Source organism: Pseudomonas sp. LJDD11 (assembly GCF_024584215.1).
In the GTDB taxonomy this organism is placed as follows: domain Bacteria; phylum Pseudomonadota; class Gammaproteobacteria; order Pseudomonadales; family Pseudomonadaceae; genus Aquipseudomonas.
Genome location: NZ_JANJFL010000024.1, coordinates 66,012 through 88,510 on the forward strand (window position 1 = coordinate 66,012; position 22,499 = coordinate 88,510).

General features: G+C 61.3%; 15 protein-coding genes, 1 other RNA gene and 2 pseudogenes. 5 read left to right on the plus strand and 13 right to left on the minus strand.

Translation table 11 applies throughout. From position 1 onward, the window contains the following. Positions 1 to 74 precede the first annotated feature (74 nt). From hemN to NRB16_RS22745, 3 genes are all read left to right on the plus strand, one after another. Positions 75 to 1,457, plus strand: a complete 1,383-nt coding sequence (gene hemN / locus NRB16_RS22735; RefSeq protein WP_257106996.1) for an oxygen-independent coproporphyrinogen III oxidase — start codon at positions 75 to 77, stop codon at positions 1,455 to 1,457. 101 nt (positions 1,458 to 1,558) lie between these two features. Further along, positions 1,559 to 2,293, plus strand: coding sequence for a fumarate/nitrate reduction transcriptional regulator Fnr (gene fnr / locus NRB16_RS22740; RefSeq protein ID WP_257106997.1), 735 nt, complete (start codon positions 1,559 to 1,561; stop codon positions 2,291 to 2,293). A 237-nt stretch (positions 2,294 to 2,530) separates the two neighbouring features. Next, a complete protein-coding gene (locus NRB16_RS22745) occupies positions 2,531 to 3,079 on the plus strand; it encodes an adenine phosphoribosyltransferase (RefSeq protein ID WP_045489838.1) in 549 nt (182 codons plus the stop codon). 70 nt (positions 3,080 to 3,149) lie between these two features. On the opposite strand, the gene recR is transcribed toward NRB16_RS22745, so the two are convergent. The 4 genes from recR to dnaX form a co-directional block, all read right to left on the minus strand. Beyond that, positions 3,150 to 3,752, minus strand: a complete 603-nt coding sequence (gene recR, locus NRB16_RS22750; RefSeq protein ID WP_045489836.1) for a recombination mediator RecR — start codon at positions 3,750 to 3,752, stop codon at positions 3,150 to 3,152. 62 nt (positions 3,753 to 3,814) lie between these two features. Further along, a complete protein-coding gene (locus tag NRB16_RS22755; RefSeq protein ID WP_045489834.1) occupies positions 3,815 to 4,849 on the minus strand; it encodes an NADP-dependent oxidoreductase in 1,035 nt (344 codons plus the stop codon). 130 nt (positions 4,850 to 4,979) lie between these two features. Beyond that, complete coding sequence (locus NRB16_RS22760) at positions 4,980 to 5,306, minus strand: YbaB/EbfC family nucleoid-associated protein (RefSeq protein WP_045489832.1); 327 nt, start codon at positions 5,304 to 5,306, stop codon at positions 4,980 to 4,982. A 64-nt stretch (positions 5,307 to 5,370) separates the two neighbouring features. Beyond that, positions 5,371 to 7,515 carry a DNA polymerase III subunit gamma/tau gene (dnaX, locus tag NRB16_RS22765; protein WP_257106998.1) on the minus strand — a complete coding sequence of 715 codons (2,145 nt, stop codon included), beginning with the start codon at positions 7,513 to 7,515 and terminating at the stop codon, positions 5,371 to 5,373. A gap of 172 nt (positions 7,516 to 7,687) precedes the next feature. Here dnaX and NRB16_RS22770 point away from each other — a divergent pair, with 172 nt between their 5' ends. Further along, positions 7,688 to 8,431: an ABC transporter substrate-binding protein gene (locus NRB16_RS22770; protein ID WP_045489828.1), complete on the plus strand. Its 744-nt coding sequence runs from the start codon at positions 7,688 to 7,690 to the stop codon at positions 8,429 to 8,431. On the opposite strand, the gene NRB16_RS22775 is transcribed toward NRB16_RS22770, so the two are convergent. From NRB16_RS22775 to NRB16_RS22805, 7 genes are all read right to left on the minus strand, one after another. Beyond that, the gene (locus NRB16_RS22775; protein ID WP_257106999.1) at positions 8,407 to 9,150 is read right to left on the minus strand and encodes a GNAT family N-acetyltransferase; all 744 of its coding nucleotides are present in this window, start codon (positions 9,148 to 9,150) and stop codon (positions 8,407 to 8,409) included. The genes NRB16_RS22770 and NRB16_RS22775 overlap by 25 nt on opposite strands. 186 nt (positions 9,151 to 9,336) lie before the next feature. Next, positions 9,337 to 9,433: signal recognition particle sRNA small type (gene ffs / locus NRB16_RS22780), an RNA gene on the minus strand. Positions 9,434 to 9,609: 176 nt separating this feature from the next. After that, the gene (locus NRB16_RS22785; protein WP_253110073.1) at positions 9,610 to 10,773 is read right to left on the minus strand and encodes a putative zinc-binding metallopeptidase; all 1,164 of its coding nucleotides are present in this window, start codon (positions 10,771 to 10,773) and stop codon (positions 9,610 to 9,612) included. A gap of 163 nt (positions 10,774 to 10,936) precedes the next feature. Continuing rightward, positions 10,937 to 13,297, minus strand: a complete 2,361-nt coding sequence (gene ligA, locus NRB16_RS22790; RefSeq protein ID WP_257107000.1) for an NAD-dependent DNA ligase LigA — start codon at positions 13,295 to 13,297, stop codon at positions 10,937 to 10,939. Positions 13,298 to 13,397: 100 nt separating this feature from the next. Further along, the gene (zipA, locus tag NRB16_RS22795; protein WP_045489821.1) at positions 13,398 to 14,288 is read right to left on the minus strand and encodes a cell division protein ZipA; all 891 of its coding nucleotides are present in this window, start codon (positions 14,286 to 14,288) and stop codon (positions 13,398 to 13,400) included. Between the two features lie 239 nt (positions 14,289 to 14,527). After that, positions 14,528 to 18,016: a chromosome segregation protein SMC gene (smc, locus tag NRB16_RS22800; RefSeq protein ID WP_253140193.1), complete on the minus strand. Its 3,489-nt coding sequence runs from the start codon at positions 18,014 to 18,016 to the stop codon at positions 14,528 to 14,530. Between the two features lie 4 nt (positions 18,017 to 18,020). Further along, positions 18,021 to 18,680, minus strand: coding sequence for a GntR family transcriptional regulator (locus NRB16_RS22805; RefSeq protein WP_045489817.1), 660 nt, complete (start codon positions 18,678 to 18,680; stop codon positions 18,021 to 18,023). Between the two features lie 156 nt (positions 18,681 to 18,836). Between NRB16_RS22805 and guaD the strand changes: the two genes are divergently transcribed. Continuing rightward, positions 18,837 to 20,159, plus strand: coding sequence for a guanine deaminase (guaD, locus tag NRB16_RS22810; RefSeq protein ID WP_253140192.1), 1,323 nt, complete (start codon positions 18,837 to 18,839; stop codon positions 20,157 to 20,159). Between the two features lie 10 nt (positions 20,160 to 20,169). On the opposite strand, the pseudogene NRB16_RS29845 reads toward guaD, so the two are convergent. Both NRB16_RS29845 and NRB16_RS29850 read right to left on the minus strand, forming a co-directional pair. Beyond that, positions 20,170 to 20,685: pseudogene (locus NRB16_RS29845) on the minus strand (methyl-accepting chemotaxis protein); the annotation flags it as partial. 339 nt (positions 20,686 to 21,024) lie between these two features. Then, positions 21,025 to 22,203: pseudogene (locus NRB16_RS29850) on the minus strand (HAMP domain-containing protein); the annotation flags it as partial. Positions 22,204 to 22,499 lie beyond the last annotated feature (296 nt).

Consider the following 22,499-nt stretch of genomic DNA (forward strand, 5'->3'; position numbering starts at 1 on the left):
GATGTACATCAAGATCCGCCTGCCCACGCTGATCTAGACTCGGGCATCGCCAGCCTAACCAGGGGAATGCCCGCATGCTCGACGTCATTCGTTGGGATTCTGACCTGATCCGTCGCTACGATCTGGCAGGACCGCGTTACACCTCCTACCCCACCGCCGTGCAGTTCAGCACGCAGGTGGGCACGTTCGACCTGCTGCATGCCCTGCGTGACAGCCGCAAGGCGCGTCGCCCGTTGTCGCTGTACGTGCACATCCCGTTCTGCGCCAACATCTGTTACTACTGCGCCTGCAATAAAGTGATCACCAAGGATCGCAGCCGCGCCCCGGCCTATCTGCAGCGCCTGGAGCATGAAATCAAGACCCTGGCCTGCCATCTGGCACCCGATCAGGTGGTCGAGCAACTGCATCTGGGCGGCGGCACGCCGACCTTTCTCAACCATGGTGAGCTACGCCAATTGATGGCCTGCCTGCGCAGCCACTTCAACCTGCTGGAGGATGACTCCGGTGACTACGGCATCGAAATCGACCCCCGCGAAGCCGACTGGTCGTCCATGGGCTTGCTGCGCGAGCTGGGCTTTAACCGGGTCAGCCTCGGCGTGCAGGATCTGGACCCGGCGGTGCAACGCGCCGTCAACCGCCTGCAAAGCCTGGAGCAAACCCGGGCGATTGTTGAAGCGGCGCGCACCCTGCAGTTTCGCTCGGTCAATATCGACCTGATCTACGGCCTGCCACTGCAAACACCGGAAGGCTTCGCGCGCACGGTGGAAGAGATTATCGCCCTGCAGCCAGACCGGCTGTCGGTGTTCAACTACGCCCACCTGCCCGAACGCTTCATGCCGCAGCGGCGCATCGACGATAACGCCCTGCCCAAACCGGAACAGAAACTGCGCATGCTTGAGCGCACCATCGAACAACTGACCGGGGCCGGCTATCGCTACATCGGCATGGACCACTTCGCCCTGCCCGACGACGAACTGGCCATTGCTCAGGAAGAAGGCACGCTACAACGCAATTTCCAGGGCTACACCACTCACGGCCATTGCGACCTGATCGGCCTCGGGGTCTCGGCCATCAGCCAGATCGGTGACCTGTATTGCCAGAACAGCAACGACCTCAGCGACTATCAGAGCCTGCTGGCCAGCGATCAACTGGCGACCAAGCGCGGGCTGCTGTGCAATCAGGACGACCGTATCCGCCGTGCGGTCATCCAGCAACTGATCTGCCACTTCGAACTGAATTTCGCCGCCATAGAGCAAGCCTTTGCCATCGAGTTTCGCGGCTATTTCCATGAACTCTGGCCACCGTTGCTGAACATGTGCCGCGACGGTTTGATCGTGATGGATGACTACGGTGTCCGCGTGCTACCGGCTGGTCGGTTGCTGGTGCGCGCCGTGTGCATGCTGTTTGATGCTTATCTCAACCCGGCGAGCAGCCAACGGTTTTCACGCGTCATATGACATCAATCAGACATCAAGGTAGATCTGCCATGCTGGCCCAAGTCATCACGCCTGAGTTACCCTTACATCCTATGTGTGCTTCTCCCACAAGGAATCAAGTGATGTCCGAGCCAGTCAAGGTACGTGCTCATAATCAGGCTCACTGCAAGGATTGCAGTCTCGCCCCGCTGTGCCTGCCCCTCTCGCTGAACATGGAAGATATGGATGCGCTGGACCAGATCGTCAAGCGAGGCCGTCCTTTGAAGAAGGGTGAGTTCCTGTTCCGTCAGGGCGATACGTTCGAGTCAGTCTACGCCGTGCGCTCCGGCGCCCTGAAAACCTTCAGCATCAGTGACAGCGGCGCCGAACAACTGACCGGTTTCCACCTGCCCAGCGAGCTGGTCGGTATGTCGGGCATGGACGCCGAAGCCTATCCGGTATCGGCCCAGGCACTGGAGACCACCTCGGTGTGTGAAATCCCCTTCGAGCGTCTCGACGAGTTGTCGGTGCAACTGCCGCAACTGCGCCGCCAGTTGATGCGCGTAATGAGCCGGGAAATTCGTGACGATCAACAGATGATGCTGTTGCTGTCGAAAAAAACCGCCGATGAGCGTATCGCGACCTTTCTGGTCAACCTGTCGGCGCGCTTCCGTGCCCGCGGTTTTTCGGCCAACCATTTCCGCCTGAGCATGTCGCGCAACGAAATCGGCAACCATCTGGGCCTGGCTGTGGAAACCGTATCGCGGGTCTTTACCCGCTTCCAGCAGAACGAGCTGATTGCCGCCGAAGGCAAGGAAATCCACATCATCGACCCGATCCAGCTGTGCGCCCTGGCCGGTGGCGCGATGGAAAGCTGAGCCGCTGCCGGTTGCACGCTGAAAGTTGAGAACAACTGGGCGCCTCTAAAAACGTAAGCGAGGCAGCCAGCGCAAGGCGAAGACAGGCGAAGAAGCGGAGTTTACGGGTTGTAAATGAGCATTCTGAGCCTGGCTTCAACGCAGCGATGGCAACGTAGGTAGTTTTTAGGGGTGCCCAACTGCGATCCAGAGCAGTCCAGCTTATACTGTCGGGCAAACCTGTTCTGGATTGTACGCATGTCTTTCGATGTCTCCCTGCTCAAGTCCCATATCCGGCCTGTCGTGGACTTTCCCAAGCCCGGTGTGGTGTTCCGCGATATCACCCCGCTGTTCCAGTCGCCCAAGGCGACCCGCCAGGTGATTGATCATTTCGTACAGCGCTATATCGATGCTGATTTCAACCAGATCGGTGTGATGGACGCGCGCGGTTTTCTGATCGGCTCGGTGGTGGCTTACGAGTTGAACAAACCGTTGGTGCTGTTTCGCAAGCAAGGCAAGTTGCCGGCCGACGTGTTGTCGGAGGGTTACCAGACCGAATACGGCGAAGCCTTTCTGGAAGTACACGCTGACAGCCTGTGCGACGGCGACAGTGTGGTGCTGTTCGATGATCTGATTGCCACCGGCGGCACGCTGACGGCGGCGGTCAACCTGATTCGCCGCATGGGCGCCAGGGTTCATGAGGCGGCGGCGATCATCGACCTGCCGGAGCTGGGTGGCTCAAAACGCCTGAATGACCTGCAAGTGCCGACCTTCAGCCTCACCAGCTTTGCGCTGGATGAGCTGTGATACCGCGCTGACTTTTCCGACCCTTCCGGGCACCCACTGGGGCACGTCAGCCCCGCCGGGAGGAATGGTTTTACAAGGTAATCGGCTTGCGCCCGGCAAAGGAATGCGCGAGGGTGCCGCCGTCGACCAGGTCCAGCTCGCCGCCCAGCGGTACGCCATGGGCGATGCGTGAAGCGATCAGGCCTTTGTCGTTGAGCAACTGGGCGATGTAGTGCGCGGTGGCTTCGCCTTCGACAGTGGGGTTGGTCGCCAGGATGACTTCCGTGAAGGTGCCCTGGCTGTCGATGCGCTCAATCAGTTGTGGAATGCCGATAGCCTCGGGGCCAAGCCCATCGAGGGGCGACAGGTGGCCTTTGAGGACGAAGTAACGACCTCGATAGCCGGTCTGCTCCACCGCGTACACGTCGGTCGGCCCCTCCACCACACACAGCAGCGTATCGTCGCGGCGCGGGTCGGCGCATTGCGGGCAGAGGTCTTGTTCGGTCAGGGTCCGGCAGCTCTTGCAGTGCCCGACCCCGTCCATGGCCTGTTGCAGCGCCAGTGCCAGCCGCGAGCCGCCGCTGCGATCACGCTCCAGCAACTGCAATGCCATGCGCTGGGCGGTCTTCTGGCCGACGCCTGGCAACACACGAAAGGCATCGATCAGTTGGCGAATCAGGGGGCTGAAGCTCATGAACAAAGATCCCGGATAATCGAAAGACGCGGTTTATACCCGCGCCTTGCTGTCAGCGTCAATCAAAGCCGGGAAACCTCGACCACCAGTTTGCCAAAGTTGCGCCCCTCCAGCAGGCCGATCAACGCCTCTGGCGCAGCTTCCAGACCCTGCACCACGTCTTCGCGGAACTTGACCTTGCCGCTGGTGACCAGCGGGGTCATGGCGTCGATGAATTCCTGACGACGGCTGGCGTATTTCTCGAACACGATGAAGCCTTCGATGACGATGCGCTTGGTCAGCAGCGTACGCATCAGCAATGGCAACTGATCGGGGCCAGCAAATTCGCCCTGAGCGTTGTACTGGGCAATCACCCCGCACAGCGGAATACGCGCACGTGGGTTGAGCAGCGGCAGCACCGCTTCGAAGACCTTGCCGCCCACCAGCTCATAGTAGACATCGATGCCCTTGGGGCAGGCCTCGGCCAGTTCACTGGCAAAGTTCTCGCTGCGGTGGTCGATGCAGGCATCAAAGCCCAGCTCCTGGACCACATAACGGCATTTGTCCGCGCCACCGGCCACACCGACCACCCGCAGGCCATGCAGCTTGGCGACCTGACCGACCACCGAGCCGACCGCGCCGGACGCCGCCGCGACCACCAGGGTTTCGCCGGCCTGAGGTTTGCCGATGTCCATCAGGCCCATGTAAGCGGTCATGCCTGGCATGCCGAGCACACCCAGCGCCAGTGACGGGTTGGGCAAGTCGGCAGGCAGCTTGATCAGGGCCGAACCATCGCTGATGCTGTGGCTCTGCCAGCCGGTCTGGCCAACCACCAGGTCACCGGGCTGAAACCGCGAGTCCAGCGACTGCTCAACCACACTGACCGCACCACCTTCCATCACCGCATCAATCGCCACCGGATCGGCGTAGGACGGCGCGTCGCTCATCCGGCCACGCATGTAGGGGTCGAGGGACAGATACAGAGTGCGCAGTTGCACCTGGCTGCCCTTGAGCTCCGGCAGTGCTTCACGCTCCAGACGAAAGTTCTCCGGAACCGGACGGCCTTTCGGGCGCGAAGCCAGCACAATACGTTGGTTGAGGATCAGCTCTTGGGTCATCGGGACCTCTCCTTGAATGCATTGGGGGTATAAAAAGCAGACCACCTTCGCCACCTGATGTTCGATCAACAATGGCCAGAAAGCACGATGCCAGGGCAAGCCTGGCATCGTGTACAGCAGCGAGCGACCGTTAGAACGGCAGCTTCATGCCTGGTGGCAGCTGCATGCCAGCGGTCATGCTGGCGGTCTTTTCGGCACTGGACTGCTCGATCTTGCGTACCGCGTCATTGACGGCGGCGGCGATCAGGTCTTCCAGCACTTCCTTGTCTTCCTGCATCAGGCTGTCATCCAGCGTGATGCGCTTGACATCGTGACGGCCGGTCATCACCACGCTGACCAGGCCTGCGCCCGACTGGCCGGTGACTTCCGCGTTGGCCAGCTCTTCCTGCATCTTGGCCATTTTTTCCTGCATTTGCTGGGCCTGCTTCATCAGGCCAGCCATGCCACCTTTCATCATGGGATATCTCCTCGAAATAGCGGGTTACTTGGTTTGCACACCGTCACTGACAGCGTGCCGTCAATCATTGCGCGGCGTCCACCGGAGTGATCGTATCTTCACGCACCACCGCGCCAAACTGCTGCATCAGTTGCTGGATCAGCGGATCGGCGTGGATCGAGGCCACCGCCTGGCGCTGACGTTCGGCACGCCGACGTGACGCCGCTTGCGCCGGGGTTTCCTGCTGCGGACGGATCAGCTCGATAGTCAATTGGATCGGACTGCCGTGGTACTGGTTCAACGCCTCACTCAAGCGCCGCTGCTGGGTCGAGTTGAACAGCGCGCCGTGCCCAGGGTCCAGATGCAGCAACCAACGGTCGCCCTCGACGCTGATCAGCGTGCAGTTGGCGGCAATACTGCCGGTCAGGCCAGAGATCGGCAATTGCGCAAAGATTTCCAGCCATTGCGCGGCAAGCCCGGTGGCCGGCATCGCCGCCGGTTCAGGCTCAGGCTCCGGGGCTTCATCGGCATGCACATGATCCTGGGCCAGCTCGTCCAGGTAGCTGAACGAGGCCGGGTCGATATCGATATCCGGCTCGACATAATCGTCATCCTGCGGCGGCTCATCATCACGCTGCTGCGGGGCCGACAGGTAGGCGCTGTCGGGGATGTCTTCGAGCGCACCGGCACTGCGTTGCGCGAGGGCCTCAGGCTCGACCACTTGCGGCGCATCCGGCACCGGACTGGCCGGCGTGGGCACCGGCATCGACGGCAGCGCGGGAGGCTCGGCGACGGTGTCCAGCACCGGCTCAGGAGTGATCGGCGTGGCCGGGACTGGCTGGGCACTGGCAGACGAGTCTTCCCACGGCAGGTCAACGACCTCGGCAGCCTCGGCAACTGGCGCAGGCGCCACAACCGGCGCGGGCTCGACCACCGGTGCAGCCGCGGACTCAGGCCGGGCAATGGCCGGCTGGGCCGGCTGCGGTGCCGGGCGGGCGGGCTCGATGGCGGGCGCCGGTGCCGGCGCGGACTGTTGAGTGGCGGCAGAGACCGGACTGACCGCGGCGGCCGGTGTCGGGCGGGGATCAGCCTTGGCCTGGCTGACCCCCACTGGCTTTAACGCCTGGCTCGGCGCATCGCTGCTGTCGGCGGGACGAAATGCCAGCATGCGCAGCAGGACCATCTCGAAACCACCTCGCGGGTCCGGTGCCAACGGCAGGTCGCGGCGGCCGATCAGGCCCATCTGGTAATAGAACTGCACGTCTTCGCCGGGCAGGGTCTGGGCCAGCGCCAATACCCGGTCGCGGTCACCATGGCCGTTATCGACCGCCTCAGGCAACGCCTGGGCAATCGCCACCCGGTGTAGCACGTTAAGCATTTCCGCCAGCACGCCGTTCCAGTCAGGGCCTTGCTCGGCCAGGTGGCGCACGGCTTCAAGCAGCGCCCGGGCGTCGCCTGCGAGCAACGCACCGAGTACGTCGAACACCTGACCATGGTCCAGGGTGCCGAGCATCGCCCGCACGTCAGCGGCCAACACCTTGCCCTCGCCGAAGGCAATCGCCTGGTCGGTGAGGCTCATGGCATCGCGCATCGAGCCGTCGGCGGCGCGGCCCAGCAGCCACAGGGCATCCTCTTCAAACGGCACGTTCTCGGCACCGAGCACATGACTCAAGTGCTCGACCACCCGCTCCGGGGTCATGTTTTTCAGGGAAAACTGCAGGCAGCGCGACAGAATGGTGGCCGGCAGCTTCTGCGGATCAGTGGTCGCCAGGATGAATTTGACGTAGGGCGGCGGCTCTTCCAGCGTTTTGAGCAAGGCATTGAACGAGTGACTGGAGAGCATGTGCACTTCGTCGATCAGGTAGACCTTGAAGCGCCCGCGGCTCGGTGCGTACTGCACGTTATCCAGCAGTTCACGGGTGTCTTCGACCTTGGTGCGGCTCGCGGCGTCGATCTCGATCAGGTCGACAAAGCGCCCTTCGTCGATTTCCTGGCACACCGAGCAACTGCCGCACGGGGTTGAAGTGATCCCGGTTTCGCAGTTCAGGCACTTGGCAATGATCCGCGCGATGGTGGTCTTGCCCACCCCGCGCGTCCCGGTAAACAGATAAGCATGGTGCAGCCGCTGACTGTCCAGAGCGTTGATCAGGGCCTTGAGCACATGGGTCTGGCCGACCATTTCGCGGAACGAGCGCGGACGCCATTTACGTGCAAGAACCTGATAACTCATTGAAATCCGTCGCGACTGGTAGCAGAAAGACCGCCAATGCTAATGGAGGAAGGCTAAAATTGCATCTGCTCTCGGCCACCCTGAGCAGCGAGAGTACGAACAGAGCCCGATCTACACTGTCAGAATCTTTGCCGATGCCGTCAATTCAATCCGTTGATCCCCGCGAGGCTCCATGCACCGCATTCTGCTGAGCCTGTTATTGCTGGTCAGCCAGGCCAGCACGGCCAATGAGCCTGCGCTGCGGTTTGCGGTGTCCGAAAGCTGGTCGATGCCACTGGCCGAGATCGACGAACATCAGCCTACTTCCGGCATTCTGTTCGATATCATGACCCGCGTGGCACAGCAGGTCGGGCGCCCGGCTGAATTTCATGTGTTGCCGCGCCTGCGCATCCAGGCCGCCCTGGAAAGCGCAGAAATCGACGTGCGCTGCTACACCGCCAAAGCCTGGATCACACCCTTGAAAGGTGATTTTCTCTGGAGCCAGCCGATCCTGATCCAGCGTGACCTGCTGCTTGCCTCGCCGGTCACCGTCGGCCCTTATCCGGACCAGTTCGACAACGAAGTGGTCGGCACCGTGCTGGGCTATAACTACCCGCAACTGCAACACTTGTTCGACCGCCACAATCTGGTGCGTGAAGATGCGCGCAACCAGGAGCATGTGCTGCGCAAACTGGTAGCCGCTCGCTATAACTATGCAGTGAGCAACGAACTGACGATGAACTGGATCAACCGTGAACTGCCCGCCGCGCAGCGCCTGAAAGTGGTGTCAGTAATCAGCGAACAGCCCACCGCCTGCGTGGTACGCAACGACCCGGCACTGCCGGTCAGGCAGATTCTGGACAGCTTGCAGAACATGACCGAATCCGGAGAGATTCAGCAGATCATCGAGCGTTACACGTCCGTACCCGGCGCCTGAACCAGGCGCAGCGGCCGCCGGTCGGCATTCAACGCGCCCTCGCCCAGCCGCTCGGCTACCAATGCATCGGCCTGGCGCGCCAGGCGATCAAGGTTGCGGTCACGGCTCTTCTCGGCATCGATCATCGCCCGCCGACCATGACGGTTCAGCAGGTAGGCGTGGATCTGCTGCACCTGCTCGCTGCGGTAGATCGGCTCGACATCCAGCACCGCCAGCCGCCCATCGGAACTGCGCGAGTGGCTGTTCATCAACACCTGCGGCCCGCGCGCGCCCAGCACCTGAAAGCCCAGCGCCTCAAAGCACGGCACTTTGCTGGCAAAGCAGGCCAGTTCGGCGTGCGGATAACGCGCCAGCATCGCCGCCAGCATGCCCCGCGCCACACCCTGCCGGCGCCGGCTGGCCAGCACCGCCATATAGGCGACCGCGCAAGCCTGGGGATCGTCTTCATAAGGCAAATACAGCAAAAAGCCGACGACCGTGGCCGGATCTTCAGCGTCCAGCGCCAGTACCAGCTCCACCGACAACCCCAACGACCCGTCCATGGCTTCCTGATAACGGTTGACCTCAAAGCCGACCCCGTACTGGTACAGCGGGTACAAGGGGTTGCTGGGCAAGATGCCCGCCATGCCGATATCGGTCACGTAATCGACGACCATCTGCATGATCTGGTTCTTGATCGACTCGGGCGGCGGGTTTTCCAGACGGGTGATGGTGAACATGAATATAGAAAGGCTCGCGGTGGACTGGGCGGCATGATAACCCGGTTATGAGCCTGAAAGAGGCGTATTGGCGTGACAACAAGCCCGGCCGAAGACATACTCGCGATTGACGGAGATGACGGTACTAATGGCCTGAGATTTGTTTTAAGCAAAGACGGCTTGAACAAGCCTTGAGAAAGGTGGCAACCCCACCAGCCACACCCCGGCACACAATGTTCCCGCTATGGCTGCTTCCTTCCGGACCTGACCAGGTTAACGGGTAATCGTTGCGGGGGGACCGGTGGGGTCACCATAACGCAGCTCGCCATCAGCGAGCCGCGCCATTGTACCGGTCCTGAGCCAAGATACAACCTCTGATTACGATTAAAAATTTAATCGGGTCAAGGACTTGGATCTTCGCGGCTGAAGCCGCTCCTACAACATAGGCGTCCCTGGAGCCCGTTTCATCCTCAACAAGCACTAAACCTGTACCACCTCATCCGCCTTGCCGCCGGCCTCCTGGATCACCAGGTGGATAAAGTGCAGCTTGGCGATCACTGCCGGGGTCAGGACGAAGGGGTAGAAGTCCGGTTGGCCCATGCTGCGCGACAGTTCGTTAAGCATGCTGGCCAGTTCGATCCAGGCGTTGACGAAGGCCAGGAACGCAGGACCGCCGGGGTGCTGCGGCTGGTAGAGGGTGTCGAGCGGGAATGGCTGGTAGTCCAGCTCCATGTCACGGGCGCTCATGCCAAAACCCAGTGCAGTGTCGACCGCATCGACCATGTGCAGGTAATGCGCCCAGGTTTCGGCCCAGTCTTCCCAAGGGTGCATGGTGGCGTAGGCACTGACATAGCGGGCCTGCCAGTCGGCAGGTGCACCATTCTGGTAATGCCGCTCCAGCGCATCGGCGTAGCTGGCTTGCTCGTCGCCGAACAACTGGCGAAACGGCGCTTGCCAGTGAGTATTGGCAATCAGCCGGTCCCAGTAGTAGTGGCCGACTTCATGGCGAAAATGCCCGAGCAGGGTCCGATAGGGTTCGCGCATCTGCACCCGCACCGCCTCACGGTGAGCGTCGTCGGCCTCTTTGATATCCAGCGTGATCAAACCGTTGGCGTGGCCAGTGGTGGGCTTGCGGCCCTCCAGGTCGATGCCGATGAAGTCGAAGGCCAGACCGCGCTGTTCATCCACGCTCTTGGGGATGACCTTCAGGCCCAGGCCGATCAGCTGCGCCACCAAGCGCCGCTTGGCGGTCTCGACCTTGCGCCAGCGCTCATGATTTTCCGGGATGCTCATGTCAGGGATGGTGCGATTGAGGCTGCAGGCCACACAGAAGTCACCGGCATCATGTACCGGCAGCAGCCAGTTGCAGGCCGCCGGCGTTGCCAGGTTGGCGCAGCGCCGATAAACACCCTCGCCCGCCTCATCCGCAACCCGCCAGCTACCGGCTTCACCGGCCGGTTCCAGCGCCACGACCCGGCCCTGCTCCGGCAGCCAGCCAAGCGCGGCTTCGCAGGCCAGGCATTGGGTATTGGGGAAAAACACCGACTGGCCGCAACGGCACTGCCAGACTTTGCTATTGCGCCGGGTTTCACCGATGAACGGCGCGGCGATGCGCGAACTCAACTGCTCGAAGAACTGGAACATGGCGGATTCCCCTGTAGGCCTGCATGACTAGATCATGGGTGTTTACAGGGGTTCCGTTTATTCGCTGCCTGGTTTAGCGGCAACTGCCACAACAGGTTTAACGATACAGCGCCCCATTCGCTCCCGCAGAGGCAGCATGAGCGCCGCAAAAAGCCATGCCGCGTCAGACGCTGATGCCCTGCCCGGCCAGAAACTCGACGAAAGCATCTTCATCCAGCACCTTGACCCCCAGCTCATTGGCCTTGGTCAGCTTGGAGCCGGCACCGGGGCCGGCGACGACGGTGTGGGTCTTGCCCGACACGGAGCCTGAGACCTTGGCACCGAGGCTTTCCAGTTTGTCTTTGGCGATATCGCGGCTCATGCGCTCCAGCGTGCCGGTCAGCACCCAGGTCTGACCGGCCAGCGGCAAGCCTTCGGCCACTTTCTTTTCGCTTTGCCAGTGCATGCCGAAGTCCTTGAGCTGGGCTTCGATCTCTTGGGCGCGTTTAACGTTGTCTTGATTGGCAAAGAACTCACGCACCGAGTTGGCCTGTTTCTCTGGCAAAGCCTGGCGCATGTCCAGCCAGTCGGCCTGCAGCACGCCGTCCAGCGAGCCGAAACGCTCGGCCAGCTTCTGCGCACCGCCCGGCCCTACAAACGGGATGTGCAGCTTGTCGAGCAGGCTGCCCAGGGTCGCACTGGCGGCGAAGTCCGCGCTCAGTTCGCCTTCGTCCTGCAGCTTCAGGCCCCGCTCGCCCAGTAAGGCGTCGATGACGTTGCGGTTGTGCTGGTCTTCGAAGAAGTTGTGGATCTCGTGGGCCACTTCCAGGCCGATGTCCGGCAGGTAGGTGAGCACTTGTGGCAAGGCCTGCCTGACCCGCGCCAGCGCGCCCAGCGAGCGGGCCAGAACCTTGGCGGTCTCTTCACCGACATCCGGGATGCCCAACGCGTAGATAAAGCGGGCCAGCGGCGGCTGCCGGCTGTCGTCAATGGCCTTGAGCAGCTTGTTGGTCGACACCTCGGCAAAGCCTTCCAGATCGATGATCTGCTCGTACTTGAGTGCGTACAGGTCCGCTGGCGAGCCGATGAGTTTTTCATCGACCAGTTGCTCGATGGTCTTGTCGCCCAGCCCGTCGATATCCATGGCGCGGCGCGATACGTAATGGATGATGGCCTGTTTGAGCTGTGCACCGCAGGCCAGACGGCCAATACAGCGATACACCGCGCCTTCACTGAGGGTTTCCTTGCCCTTGCTGCGCTTGACCAGCTGGGTGCGCTCGACATGCGAGCCACACACCGGGCAGGCTTCTGGCACTGCGACCGGCCGGGCGTCCTCGGGGCGCCGCTCGGTGACCACTTGTACCACCTGCGGAATCACGTCACCGGCCCGGCGGATAATCACGGTGTCGCCAATCATCACCCCCAGACGGGCCACTTCATCCATGTTGTGCAGCGTGGCGTTGGACACCGTGACCCCTGCCACCTTGACCGGCTTGAGGCGTGCTACAGGCGTGACTGCGCCGGTGCGGCCGACCTGAAATTCCACATCCAGCAGTTCGGTCAGCTCTTCGAGGGCCGGAAATTTGTGAGCAATGGCCCAGCGCGGTTCACGGGCACGAAAGCCAAGTTCACGCTGATAACCCAGGTTATTGACCTTGAATACCACGCCGTCGATTTCATAGGGCAGGGTTAAACGCCGCTCGCCGATATCACGGTAGTACTCAAGACATTGCTCAACGCCATCAGCCAGTTTCAATTCGCGGCTGACCGGCAACCCCCAGGTTTTAAGTTGCTCAAGTACACCTACATGCGTGTCGGAAATATCTGCAGTGACCTGGCCCAGCCCATAACAGCAGAACTCCAGCGGACGACTGGCAGTGATCTTCGAATCCAGCTGCCGCAGGCTGCCAGCCGCCGCGTTACGCGGGTTGGCAAAGGTCTTGCCACCCACTTCTGCCTGGCTGGCATTGAGTTTTTCGAAACCGGCCTTGGACATGAACACTTCACCGCGCACTTCAAGCAGCTCAGGCCAGCCCGTGCCGTGCAACTTGAGCGGCACGTTGCGAATGGTCCGTACGTTGACACTGATGTCTTCACCGGTCGTGCCGTCCCCACGGGTCGCGCCGCGCACCAGTGCACCATCACGGTACAGCAGGCTGACCGCCAGACCATCGAGCTTGGGTTCGCAGCTGTACTGCACCTTGGCGCCGCCACCAAACAGATCGCCGGCCGGCAAATCCAGCCCTTCGGCGACCCGCCGGTTGAAGTCCAGCAGGTCGGTTTCTTCAAAGGCATTGCCCAGGCTGAGCATCGGCAGCTCATGACGGACCTGGCTGAACGCGCTCAGGGCAGCACTGCCGACCCGCTGGGTGGGCGAATCCGGGGTCACCAGATGCGGGTGGTCGGCCTCCAGCGCCTTGAGTTCATGAAACAGTCGGTCGTATTCGGCGTCCGGGATGCTCGGCTCGTCCAGCACGTGATAGCGGTAGTTGTGCTGATCCAGCTCTGCACGCAGTTCCAGGATTCGGGTCTCGACTGCCTTCATGGGAAGTGTTCTCTCAATCTCAAAAAGCAAAAGAGCAGCCGGGGCTGCTCAGTACGCAAGGGTGAAACACGGGCGGGCCTGCATGCCGCGCCCGCCTCGCTCAGCGGCGCTGGGTCAGTGCACGGCGCTCGAATTCGACGATGCGCTGGCGATAATGTTCGATGGTCTGGGCGGTCAGCACGCTGCGCTGATCGTCCTTGAGTTCACCGTTAAGCTCATGGGCCAGCTTGCGCGCCGCCGCAACCATCACGTCAAACGCCTGCTTGGGATGACGCGGACCTGGCAGCCCCAGGAAAAAGCTCACCGCACGGGTGCTGAAATGGTCGATGTCGTCCAGATCGAACACACCCGGCTTGATCGCGTTAGCCATGGAAAACAGCACTTCGCCGTTGCCAGCCATGCTTTCGTGGCGGTGAAAAATGTCCATTTCACCGAAACGCAGGCCGCTTTCCAGGATGTTCTGCAGCAGTGCCGGGCCCTTGAAGCCGCTTTCGTCGCGGGAAATCACGCTGATCACCAGAACTTCTTCCAGCGGTGTCTGCTCTTTGTCGTCAGAAACATTGCCATAGCCGGACGAGGTGCGTGAGGCCGGTTTTTCTTCCGCGACCAGCACTTCTTCGCGGTCACGCTCACGATCACGGGCCGAGAAGCTGGGGGTTTCGTCGTCCAGCTCAAGGTCGCCCGCCTGCGGCTCGTCCTTGCGCGGCTTCTTGTCGTTGTAGCGCCGACGCGGCTCGCGCGTTTCGGCGCTCATCGATGGCAGGTCATGCTCGTCGAGCTCCGGTTCTTTTTGCGACTCCAGCACCCGGGAGGGGCCCAACAGCTCAGGCGACGTGGCTTCGTCGTCATCCGGCAGGTTGGAGTAGCTGCGGTCAAGCCTGAATTTCAATTTACCCTTGCCGCCGCGCATACGGCGCCAGCCGTCGAAGAGAATGCCGGCGATGACGATAATGCCGATGACGATCAGCCACTCACGCAGACCGATTTCCATGTAATCCAGTGCCTCAAATGAGAAATTCGAAAACCAGGGGGTTAAACCCCTTTAAAACGTGGAGCCAAGTCTATGTTCTAACTGGCATTTTGCCCACGCTGAAATAAAAAAGTGGTCATTAAACTAGCACGACCTTCGGTAACTTAACACCGTCTGTATCACCTGTTGTGTCCTGAACCGTTATCTGGCGCACAACCGCCCTATCAAAAAGCCATACTTGCCGCCATGGCGGCCCGCAATCAGGCGTCCACCATGGCCATGGCTTCCTCGACATCCACCGCCACCAAGCGCGAACATCCGGGTTCGTGCATGGTGACCCCCATCAATTGATCAGCCATTTCCATGGCAATCTTGTTGTGGGTGATGTAGATGAATTGCACGGTTTGTGACATTTCTTTCACGAGACGTGCATAGCGGCCCACGTTGGCGTCGTCCAGCGGCGCATCGACTTCGTCGAGCATGCAGAACGGCGCCGGATTGAGCTGGAATATCGAAAACACCAGAGACAAAGCAGTCAGGGCTTTCTCGCCACCGGACAACAAATGAATGGTGCTGTTCTTCTTGCCTGGGGGGCGCGCCATGATTGTCACCCCTGTATCGAGTAAATCTTCGCCCGTCAGTTCCAAATAAGCCGAGCCGCCACCGAAAACTTTTGGAAAAAGCGTCTGCACGCCGCTGTTGATCTGATCGAAGGTGTCCTTGAAACGGTTGCGGGTTTCCTTGTCGATCTTGCGGATCACGTTCTCCAGCGTGTCCAGAGCTTCGACCAGATCGGCGTCCTGGGCATCCAGGTAACGCTTACGCTCAGACTGCTGCTGGTATTCATCAATGGCCGCCAGGTTGATCGCCCCCAGGCGCTGGATGCGTGCGGCGATGTTTTCCAGCTCTTGCTCGGCCTGACGCTCGTCGGCATCGGCCGACAGGGTGGCCAGCACCCCATCGAGATCATAACCGTCCTCGTGCAGTTGATCGCGCAAGGCGGTGCGCCGTACGGTCAGCGACTGCCAGTCCATGCGCTGCTGCTCCAGTTGCCCGCGCAACAGCTGTGCCTGTTGCTCGGCCTGACTGCGGCGTTTCTCGACCTCGCGCAATTCGCGGTCGGCATCTTCCAGGGCATTTTTGGCGGTGCGCATTTCGTCATCGACGACCATGCGCCGCTCCAGCAGCTCTTCGAGCTTCATGCGTAACTCTTCCAGCGGCGCCGCGCCCTCCTCCAGGTTCAGGCTCAGTTGCTCGCGGCGTTCGCTGAGGCGCTCGGACTGCATGCGCAGCCGCTCCAGGGCCTGATGAGTGGAGTTGTGCTGGGCCTTGAGCGAGCCGAGGCGCACCGCCAACTGATGGCTGCGGTCCTTGTGCTGGCGCGCCTCCTGGCGCACCCGGTCGAGCCGCTCGCGCAGGCTGTCGCGGCGCTCTTGCAGCACTTCACGCTGCTCGGTGTCCAGCGCCATGCTGTCGAGCGCTTCCTGCAATTGCAGGCGCGACTCACCGAGGTTTTCATGCTCCAGGCTGCGTTGCTCGGCCAGTTCGGCCAGTTCCTCTTCAAGCCGCACGCGGCGCAGGGTCAGTTGCTCGGCCTTGGCTTTGGCTGCCGACAGGCGTGCCTTGAGCTCGCCCTGCTGGCGGTTTTCGTCCTGTAACTTGCGGCGCAGCTCCTCCCGCTGCTGTTCGTGCTGAGTCTGCTGCTCACGCAACCCCTGCAGACGCTCGTCAAGCTCAGCCAGCGCCGCTTCACGCTCGTCACGCTCGAGCTGCAACTGCTGGATTTCCTGACCACGGGCCAACACCCCGCTCTGCGCCTCGCTGACCCGTCGAACCCGGAGAAAGTCCCGGCCTACCCAATAGCCATCACGGCTGATCAGGCTTTGCCCGCTGCTCAGGGCGCTACGTTTGGCCAGCGCTTCGTCAAGATCCTGCACTGGCAGCACTTGGCCCAGCCAGGCCGACAGGTCAGTATCGCTGCTGACTTTATCCAGCAGGCTTCCCGGCAGCCGCGCCGCGTCACCGGCCGGGCTGACCAGCCGCAGGTCGCCCTGGCTGAAACCGGCCAGATCCAGCCCAGCGAAATCATCGACCAGCACCGCCTGCAAATCGGCGCCCAGCACGGTTTCGACCGCCAGCTCCCAGCCTGATTCGACGCTCAGCCCTTCAGCCAATCGTGGCCGCTGGCTCAACTGCTGATCACGCAGCCACTCGGCGGTCCCGCTATCGGGGTCCAGCGCAGCCTGTTGCAGGGCCTCCAGCGAAGCCAGGCGACCGTGCAGCCGCTGCAGTTCGCCTTGCGCCTGCTGCTGGTCGTGGGTGCTGCGCTGCAGCGTTGCACGCACGCTTTCCAGTTGCTCGACGACCTGCTCCTCGCTCATGTGCAGGTCTTCAAGGGTCAATTGGCGGGTCGCCAACTCTTCGTCCAGCGCCTGGATCGCCGCGTCTTCAGGGTCGGCTGCGAGCAATTGCAACTCTTCTGCCAGCCGCCGCTGGCGCTCGGCCAGCCGTTCCAGGGCCTGCTCCAGTTGTTGAATGCGCGCCTGCTGCACCTGGGCGTGGCGCTGTGGCTCGGCGGACTGCTGGTTGAACTGGTCCCATTGCTCTTGCCAGCCATGCATGGCGGCTTCGGCGTCTTCCAGCGCCACGGCCGACTCTTCGGCAGCGGCGGCGGTCATTTCCTGTTCGGGTTCGAGCATTTCCAGCTCTTCGTTCAGGGTCGCCAGCAAGGTGGTGTCATGGCCCAGGTGCGATTCAGTCTCTTGCCGCGCCCGTTCGGCCTCGCGCAGGTCGTCCTGCAACTGGCGCAGGCGTTGCTGGCCGTGCTGAATGCTCTGCTCGACCCGGGCAATGTCGCCGCCCACCGAATAGAAGCGGCCCTGCACCAGATTGAAACGCTCTGACAGCTCGTGATGGCCGTCACGCAGCCGCTCGATCCCGGCGTCAGCGTTACGCTGCTCAGCCACCAGCGCCTCGAAAGCCACCTCCTGGTCGCCGATCACCGACTCGCGCTGGCGAACCTGATCGTTGAGTGCCTGCCAGCGCAGGGCCGACAGTTGCGCCTTGAGCTGACGCTCCTCGGCCTTGTACTGCTGGTACTTTTCGGCCGCCTGGGCCTGACGGTGCAGACGCTCGATCTGGCGTTCGAGTTCTTCGCGCAGGTCGGTCAGGCGCTCCAGGTTTTCCTGGGTGCGGCGAATACGGCTTTCGGTCTCGCGGCGGCGCTCCTTGTACTTGGAAATGCCGGCGGCTTCTTCGATAAAGTTACGCAGTTCTTCAGGCTTGGCTTCGATCAGCTTGGAGATCATGCCTTGTTCGATGATCGAGTAACTGCGCGGCCCCAGACCGGTGCCCAGGAAGATGTCGGTGATGTCCTTGCGGCGGCATTTGACGCCGTTGAGGTAATAAGTGTTCTGGCTTTCGCGGGTCACCTTGCGGCGAATCGAGATTTCCGCGTAAGCGGCGTATTCACCGACCAGGGTGCCGGCCGAGTTATCGAACACCAGCTCGATACTGGCCTGGCTGACCGGCTTGCGGCTGGTCGAGCCATTGAAGATGACGTCGGTCATCGACTCGCCGCGCAGGTTTTTCGCTGAACTCTCGCCCATCACCCAGCGTACCGCGTCGATGATGTTGGATTTGCCGCAACCGTTGGGCCCGACCACCGCCGCCATGTTGCTGGGGAAGTTCACCGTGGTAGGGTCGACGAAGGATTTGAACCCCGCCAGCTTGATGCATTTGAGGCGCATGGGGTCAGGCTGCCGTCAAAGCAGCCAGCACCAGCTGGCAATTGCGCTGGCCGTATTCGGCGAGCACGCTGCGGATGCGCGCCGGCTCGCGATCAATCACCGCCTGCAGCAATTGCGCGAACAGCACCAGGAAATCGCCCATTTCGGCCTTGCGCTGCTCCAGGGCCAGGTAATAGTTGCGGCTCATCGACGGCTGCAGGTTCTCGATGGTTTCTTGCAGGTACGGGTTGTCGGCGAACGGAAACGCCGCGCGCATGATGCTGAAGCTGTCATCGACAAAGGCCTGGACGTCCTGACGCTCGAAACTGGCGGTCAGGCGCTGCTGGATGGCCAGAAACCCATGCAGGTCACTTTCCGTTTGCCAGCGCTCGGACACCGCGATGGCCAGCAGGATGTACAGCTCGCTCATCAGCTTGCACAGGCTGGTCACATGGTGGGCGTTGAGCGCCGTGACCTGGGCGCCACGGCGCGGCAGGATCACCACCAGGTGCCGGCGCTGCAGCACCAGCAGTGCTTCACGTACCGAGCCGCGGCTGACATTCAGCGCCTGGGTGACTTTCTGCTCCTGGATACGCTCGCCGGGTTTAAGCTCGCCACGGATGATCCGCTCGGCCAAATGTTGGGCAATTTGCTCTGCCAGACTGTCCGGCGCCTTGAACATCATGTAATTCCTTCAGATTCCGCGCTACACATGGCGGCGCAGTGTATCTCAAGCGCACAAACATGGATGAGCAAAACATCCGGAAACTCCAGCGCTGCAAACACGTCGAACCGGCGTCCTGTAACCTGTATTTATCATCCGGTCTTGCAAGAGGTATTCATGAGTCCTGCTTCAGCCCATCGCACTGCTCACCGCGGGGCTTTGCTGCACAGCATCGAGGATCCTGCCCAGGTCGGTATTGAGGCCAGTTACCAGTATTTCGCCGACGGCCTGCTGCTGGTCGAGGACGGGCATATCAGCGCCGTGGGCGAGGCTGGCGACCTGCTGCCGACGCTGGGCAGCGAGGTCAGCGTGATCGAGCACCGCGATGCACTGATCACGCCTGGTTTTATCGACACCCATATTCATTTGCCCCAGGCCGCAATGATCGGCGCCTATGGCGAACAACTGCTGGACTGGCTGAACACCTACACCTTCCCGTGCGAGCGGCAATTTGCCGACCCGCACCATGCCGCCACGGCTGCGCAGTCATTCATTGATGAGCTGCTGCGTAACGGCACCACGACTGCGATGGTGTTCGGCAGCGTGCACCGTGAGTCGGTCGAGGCATTTTTCCGGGCCGCCGAGCAGCATAACCTGCGGATGATCGCCGGTAAGGTGATGATGGACCGCAATGCCCCCGACGATCTGACAGACACGGTGGCGTCAGCCTACGCCGACAGCAAGACGCTGATCGAGCGCTGGCACGGCAAGGGCCGCCTCAGTTATGCGGTGACGCCACGCTTCGCGCCGACCAGTTCCCCTGAACAACTGGCCATGGCCGGACGCCTGTTACAGGAATACCCCGGTCTGTACCTGCAAACCCACCTCAGTGAAAACCTTCAGGAAATCGACTGGGTCAAGGCGCTGTACCCACAGCGCAGCGGCTACCTGGATGTTTATGACCATTATCAGTTGCTCGGCGAGCGCTCGGTGTTTGCCCATGGGGTACACCTGTGTGATGCCGAGTGCGCACGGCTGGCGCAAACCGGGTCGGCCATCGCCTTTTGCCCGACCTCGAACCTGTTTCTGGGCAGCGGCCTGTTCAACCTGCCGATGGCCGAACGGCATCGGGTTCGGGTGGGGCTGGGTACCGATGTTGGCGCAGGCACCAGCTTTTCGATCCTGCAGACCCTCAACGAGGCCTACAAGGTAATGCAGTTGCAAGGTGCAAAGCTGCACCCGTTCAAGTCGCTGTACCTCGCCACCCTGGGCGGCGCCCGCGCGCTGCGCCTGGACGACCGGATCGGTAGCCTCAAGCCCGGCAATGAAGCTGACTTCGTGGTCCTCGATTATCACGCCACGCCGTTGCTCAGCCAGCGTTTGCAACAGACGCGCACTATTGAAGAGATTCTGTTTGTGCTCATGACCCTGGGCGATGACCGGGTGGTGCGCGAAACCTGGTCGGCCGGGCAGCAGGTGCACCGGCGCGACCAGGTGTAATCAATGCGGCTCAGACCTTGAAGCTGTCTACCTGGCGGCTGAGTTCCTGGTAAAGCGCGGAAATCTGCCTGGACTGGCTATGCACCTGATTGGACATGCCGCGCACACCGTCAGTCTGTTCTCTGAGTGAGGTCAGGTTCTCGCTGATGTGATGGGAAACCTTGGCCTGCTCATCGGTGGCCAGCGCAGTCTGCGCCGCCATCTCCTGAACCCGGTCGAACGAGGTGTTGAGGGAGCTGAAAATCGTGCTGACCTGATTGATATGCTCCACCGTGTTACGCGCGTTGCTGCGGCTGTTGCGAATCGCCGTGCTCGACTCGCTGACACTTTGGCGCAGCCGCTCGATCATGGTCTCGATCTCACGGGTGCTGTCCTGGGTACGGGTCGCCAGGGTCCGCACTTCATCGGCCACCACGGCAAAGCCGCGGCCCTGCTCGCCGGCCCGGGCCGCCTCGATGGCGGCATTGAGCGCCAGCAGGTTGGTCTGCTCGGCGATGGTACGGATCACTTCCAGCACCGAGGTGATGGCCGCCGAGCTCTGCTCCAGATCCACTGAGCGCTCCAGAGCCAGTTCGATATCGACCACCAGGCGTTCAATGGCGCTATTGGAAAGACTCACCGCCGTGCCGCCCTGATGGGTCAACTGGCTGGAGTGGCTGGCCTCATCGGCGGTGCCCTTGGCCAGATCGGCCATCTGCTGGTTGGAGACGTTCATCTGGTTGCCGGCGCTGACCATCGAGTCGGACGCGCTCACCAGCCCTTCACTGATCCGCCCGGCCTGGTCGGAAACGGTATTGAGCTCGCCGGTCATGCCACCCAGCGTGACTGACTGGCTCTGGATGGCGCGGATGATTGCGCGCAAGTGCTCGACAAAGCCGTCGAACTCCCTGGCCAGATCACCGAGTTCGTCACGCGAGCCCGAATTGATGCGCTGGGTCAGGTCGCCATCGCCTTCAGCGATTTCCCGGATCCGCCGCGTCACATGCTTGACCTTGCGGGTCAGCATCAACGGCATGTAATAGCCGATCAACAAGGCCACGCCGAAGGCCAGGGCAATGATCACAATCGCAATGTGCTCATAGCTGGCAACCTGCTTGCGAACCGCCTCTTTCTGCTGGCGGGCGTGGGCGGTCACGGACTCACCGGCCTTGTTCAGCACCTCTCGAATGGCGGCAAAGCGCTGATCGGCAATGATTCTGGCCTGCGGCACGCTGGCCTGGGTGCGCGCTGGCGGCGAGTCGAACATCGCCCGGCTGGCTTGCACCCATTGATTGAAAAGCAGATCGAATTGCGCTGACGGCGCGACCAGCTCAGGCTCGCGGATCAGGTAACTGCGGTAGTTATGGAAACGCTGCAGCGCCTGCTCGACATTCTCTTCGAAAAAAGCGCGATTTTCGGCCACATCGCCGGAGCCTGCGGCCATTTTCTGCAGCGCCAGCCGCGCCTGATAGACATCACGGTCGGCATTGAGAACTTCCGAGAGCGCTTCGACATACTGCTGCAAGTCAGCACTGCCATCCGCTTCAGCCTTGCGCTGGCTGGTATGCTCACGCAAGCGCTCGCCGGCCTGGTCAAGCATATCGCGGATGATCTGAAACTGGCTGTCCTGCTCTTGCAAGGTGTTGGCCAGCGAGCGTCCCGCTTCGGCCGAGGCATTCAATGAGGTGCTGGCGTCCAGCCACTCACGATACAACGAGTCGAAATTGACGAAGGGGGCCAGCACCTGAGGTTCATCGGCCATGAAACCGCGAAACTTCTGGAACCGATCAAACACCTGCTGGGCGTTTTCAGTGAATTCGCGCTGGTTGTCGGCGACCTTGCCCTCGCCAGCCATCAGCCGCTCTTGCGCGATCAGTGCCTGATAGATATCCCGATCAGCGTTGAGCACCACCGCCACCGACTCGAAATAGGTCTCCGCCTGACGGCGCATTGCATCCTGCTGCACCTGGGTCATGAGAAACATGAACAGCAGTAAGCCCACCATAATCAGGGCCAGCAGCGCTATGGGCAAAATCATCTGAACACGAATCGAGTGCAGGCGCATCGCAGACTCCTAAAATACCGGCTATTGAGAGCGACCTTGGTTCCAGGTGAGATTGAAGCGGGGTCAGGCTGGAGAATAGCTGCATACCAGCAGAGATAAAGTTCAAGAGGCAATGATCTTTCGCCCAGTGCCACTATTTTGATATCTAAATTTATAAGTCTTTGTTCCTGCTGAGAATTTTACCTACCAGTGCGTGCCTGTACGCTATACCGGGACAAGTAGGCCTGCTCATGCATGACGGCCACGCATGATGACCCCGCTTAAAATTTACTTATTGCATCTTAAATATTGGTTTT

Coding starts and splice junctions, on each gene's coding strand:
- hemN (WP_257106996.1), top strand. CDS start 75: ATGCTCGACGTCATTCGTTGGGATTCTGACCTGATCCGTCGCTACGAT.
- smc (WP_253140193.1), bottom strand. CDS start 18,016: ATGCGCCTCAAATGCATCAAGCTGGCGGGGTTCAAATCCTTCGTCGAC.
- guaD (WP_253140192.1), top strand. CDS start 18,837: ATGAGTCCTGCTTCAGCCCATCGCACTGCTCACCGCGGGGCTTTGCTG.
- dnaX (WP_257106998.1), bottom strand. CDS start 7,515: ATGAGTTATCAGGTTCTTGCACGTAAATGGCGTCCGCGCTCGTTCCGC.
- NRB16_RS22775 (WP_257106999.1), bottom strand. CDS start 9,150: ATGTTCACCATCACCCGTCTGGAAAACCCGCCGCCCGAGTCGATCAAG.
- ligA (WP_257107000.1), bottom strand. CDS start 13,297: ATGAAGGCAGTCGAGACCCGAATCCTGGAACTGCGTGCAGAGCTGGAT.
- fnr (WP_257106997.1), top strand. CDS start 1,559: ATGTCCGAGCCAGTCAAGGTACGTGCTCATAATCAGGCTCACTGCAAG.
- recR (WP_045489836.1), bottom strand. CDS start 3,752: ATGAGCTTCAGCCCCCTGATTCGCCAACTGATCGATGCCTTTCGTGTG.
- NRB16_RS22755 (WP_045489834.1), bottom strand. CDS start 4,849: ATGACCCAAGAGCTGATCCTCAACCAACGTATTGTGCTGGCTTCGCGC.
- NRB16_RS22745 (WP_045489838.1), top strand. CDS start 2,531: ATGTCTTTCGATGTCTCCCTGCTCAAGTCCCATATCCGGCCTGTCGTG.
- NRB16_RS22785 (WP_253110073.1), bottom strand. CDS start 10,773: ATGTTCCAGTTCTTCGAGCAGTTGAGTTCGCGCATCGCCGCGCCGTTC.
- NRB16_RS22770 (WP_045489828.1), top strand. CDS start 7,688: ATGCACCGCATTCTGCTGAGCCTGTTATTGCTGGTCAGCCAGGCCAGC.
- NRB16_RS22760 (WP_045489832.1), bottom strand. CDS start 5,306: ATGATGAAAGGTGGCATGGCTGGCCTGATGAAGCAGGCCCAGCAAATG.
- zipA (WP_045489821.1), bottom strand. CDS start 14,288: ATGGAAATCGGTCTGCGTGAGTGGCTGATCGTCATCGGCATTATCGTC.
- NRB16_RS22805 (WP_045489817.1), bottom strand. CDS start 18,680: ATGATGTTCAAGGCGCCGGACAGTCTGGCAGAGCAAATTGCCCAACAT.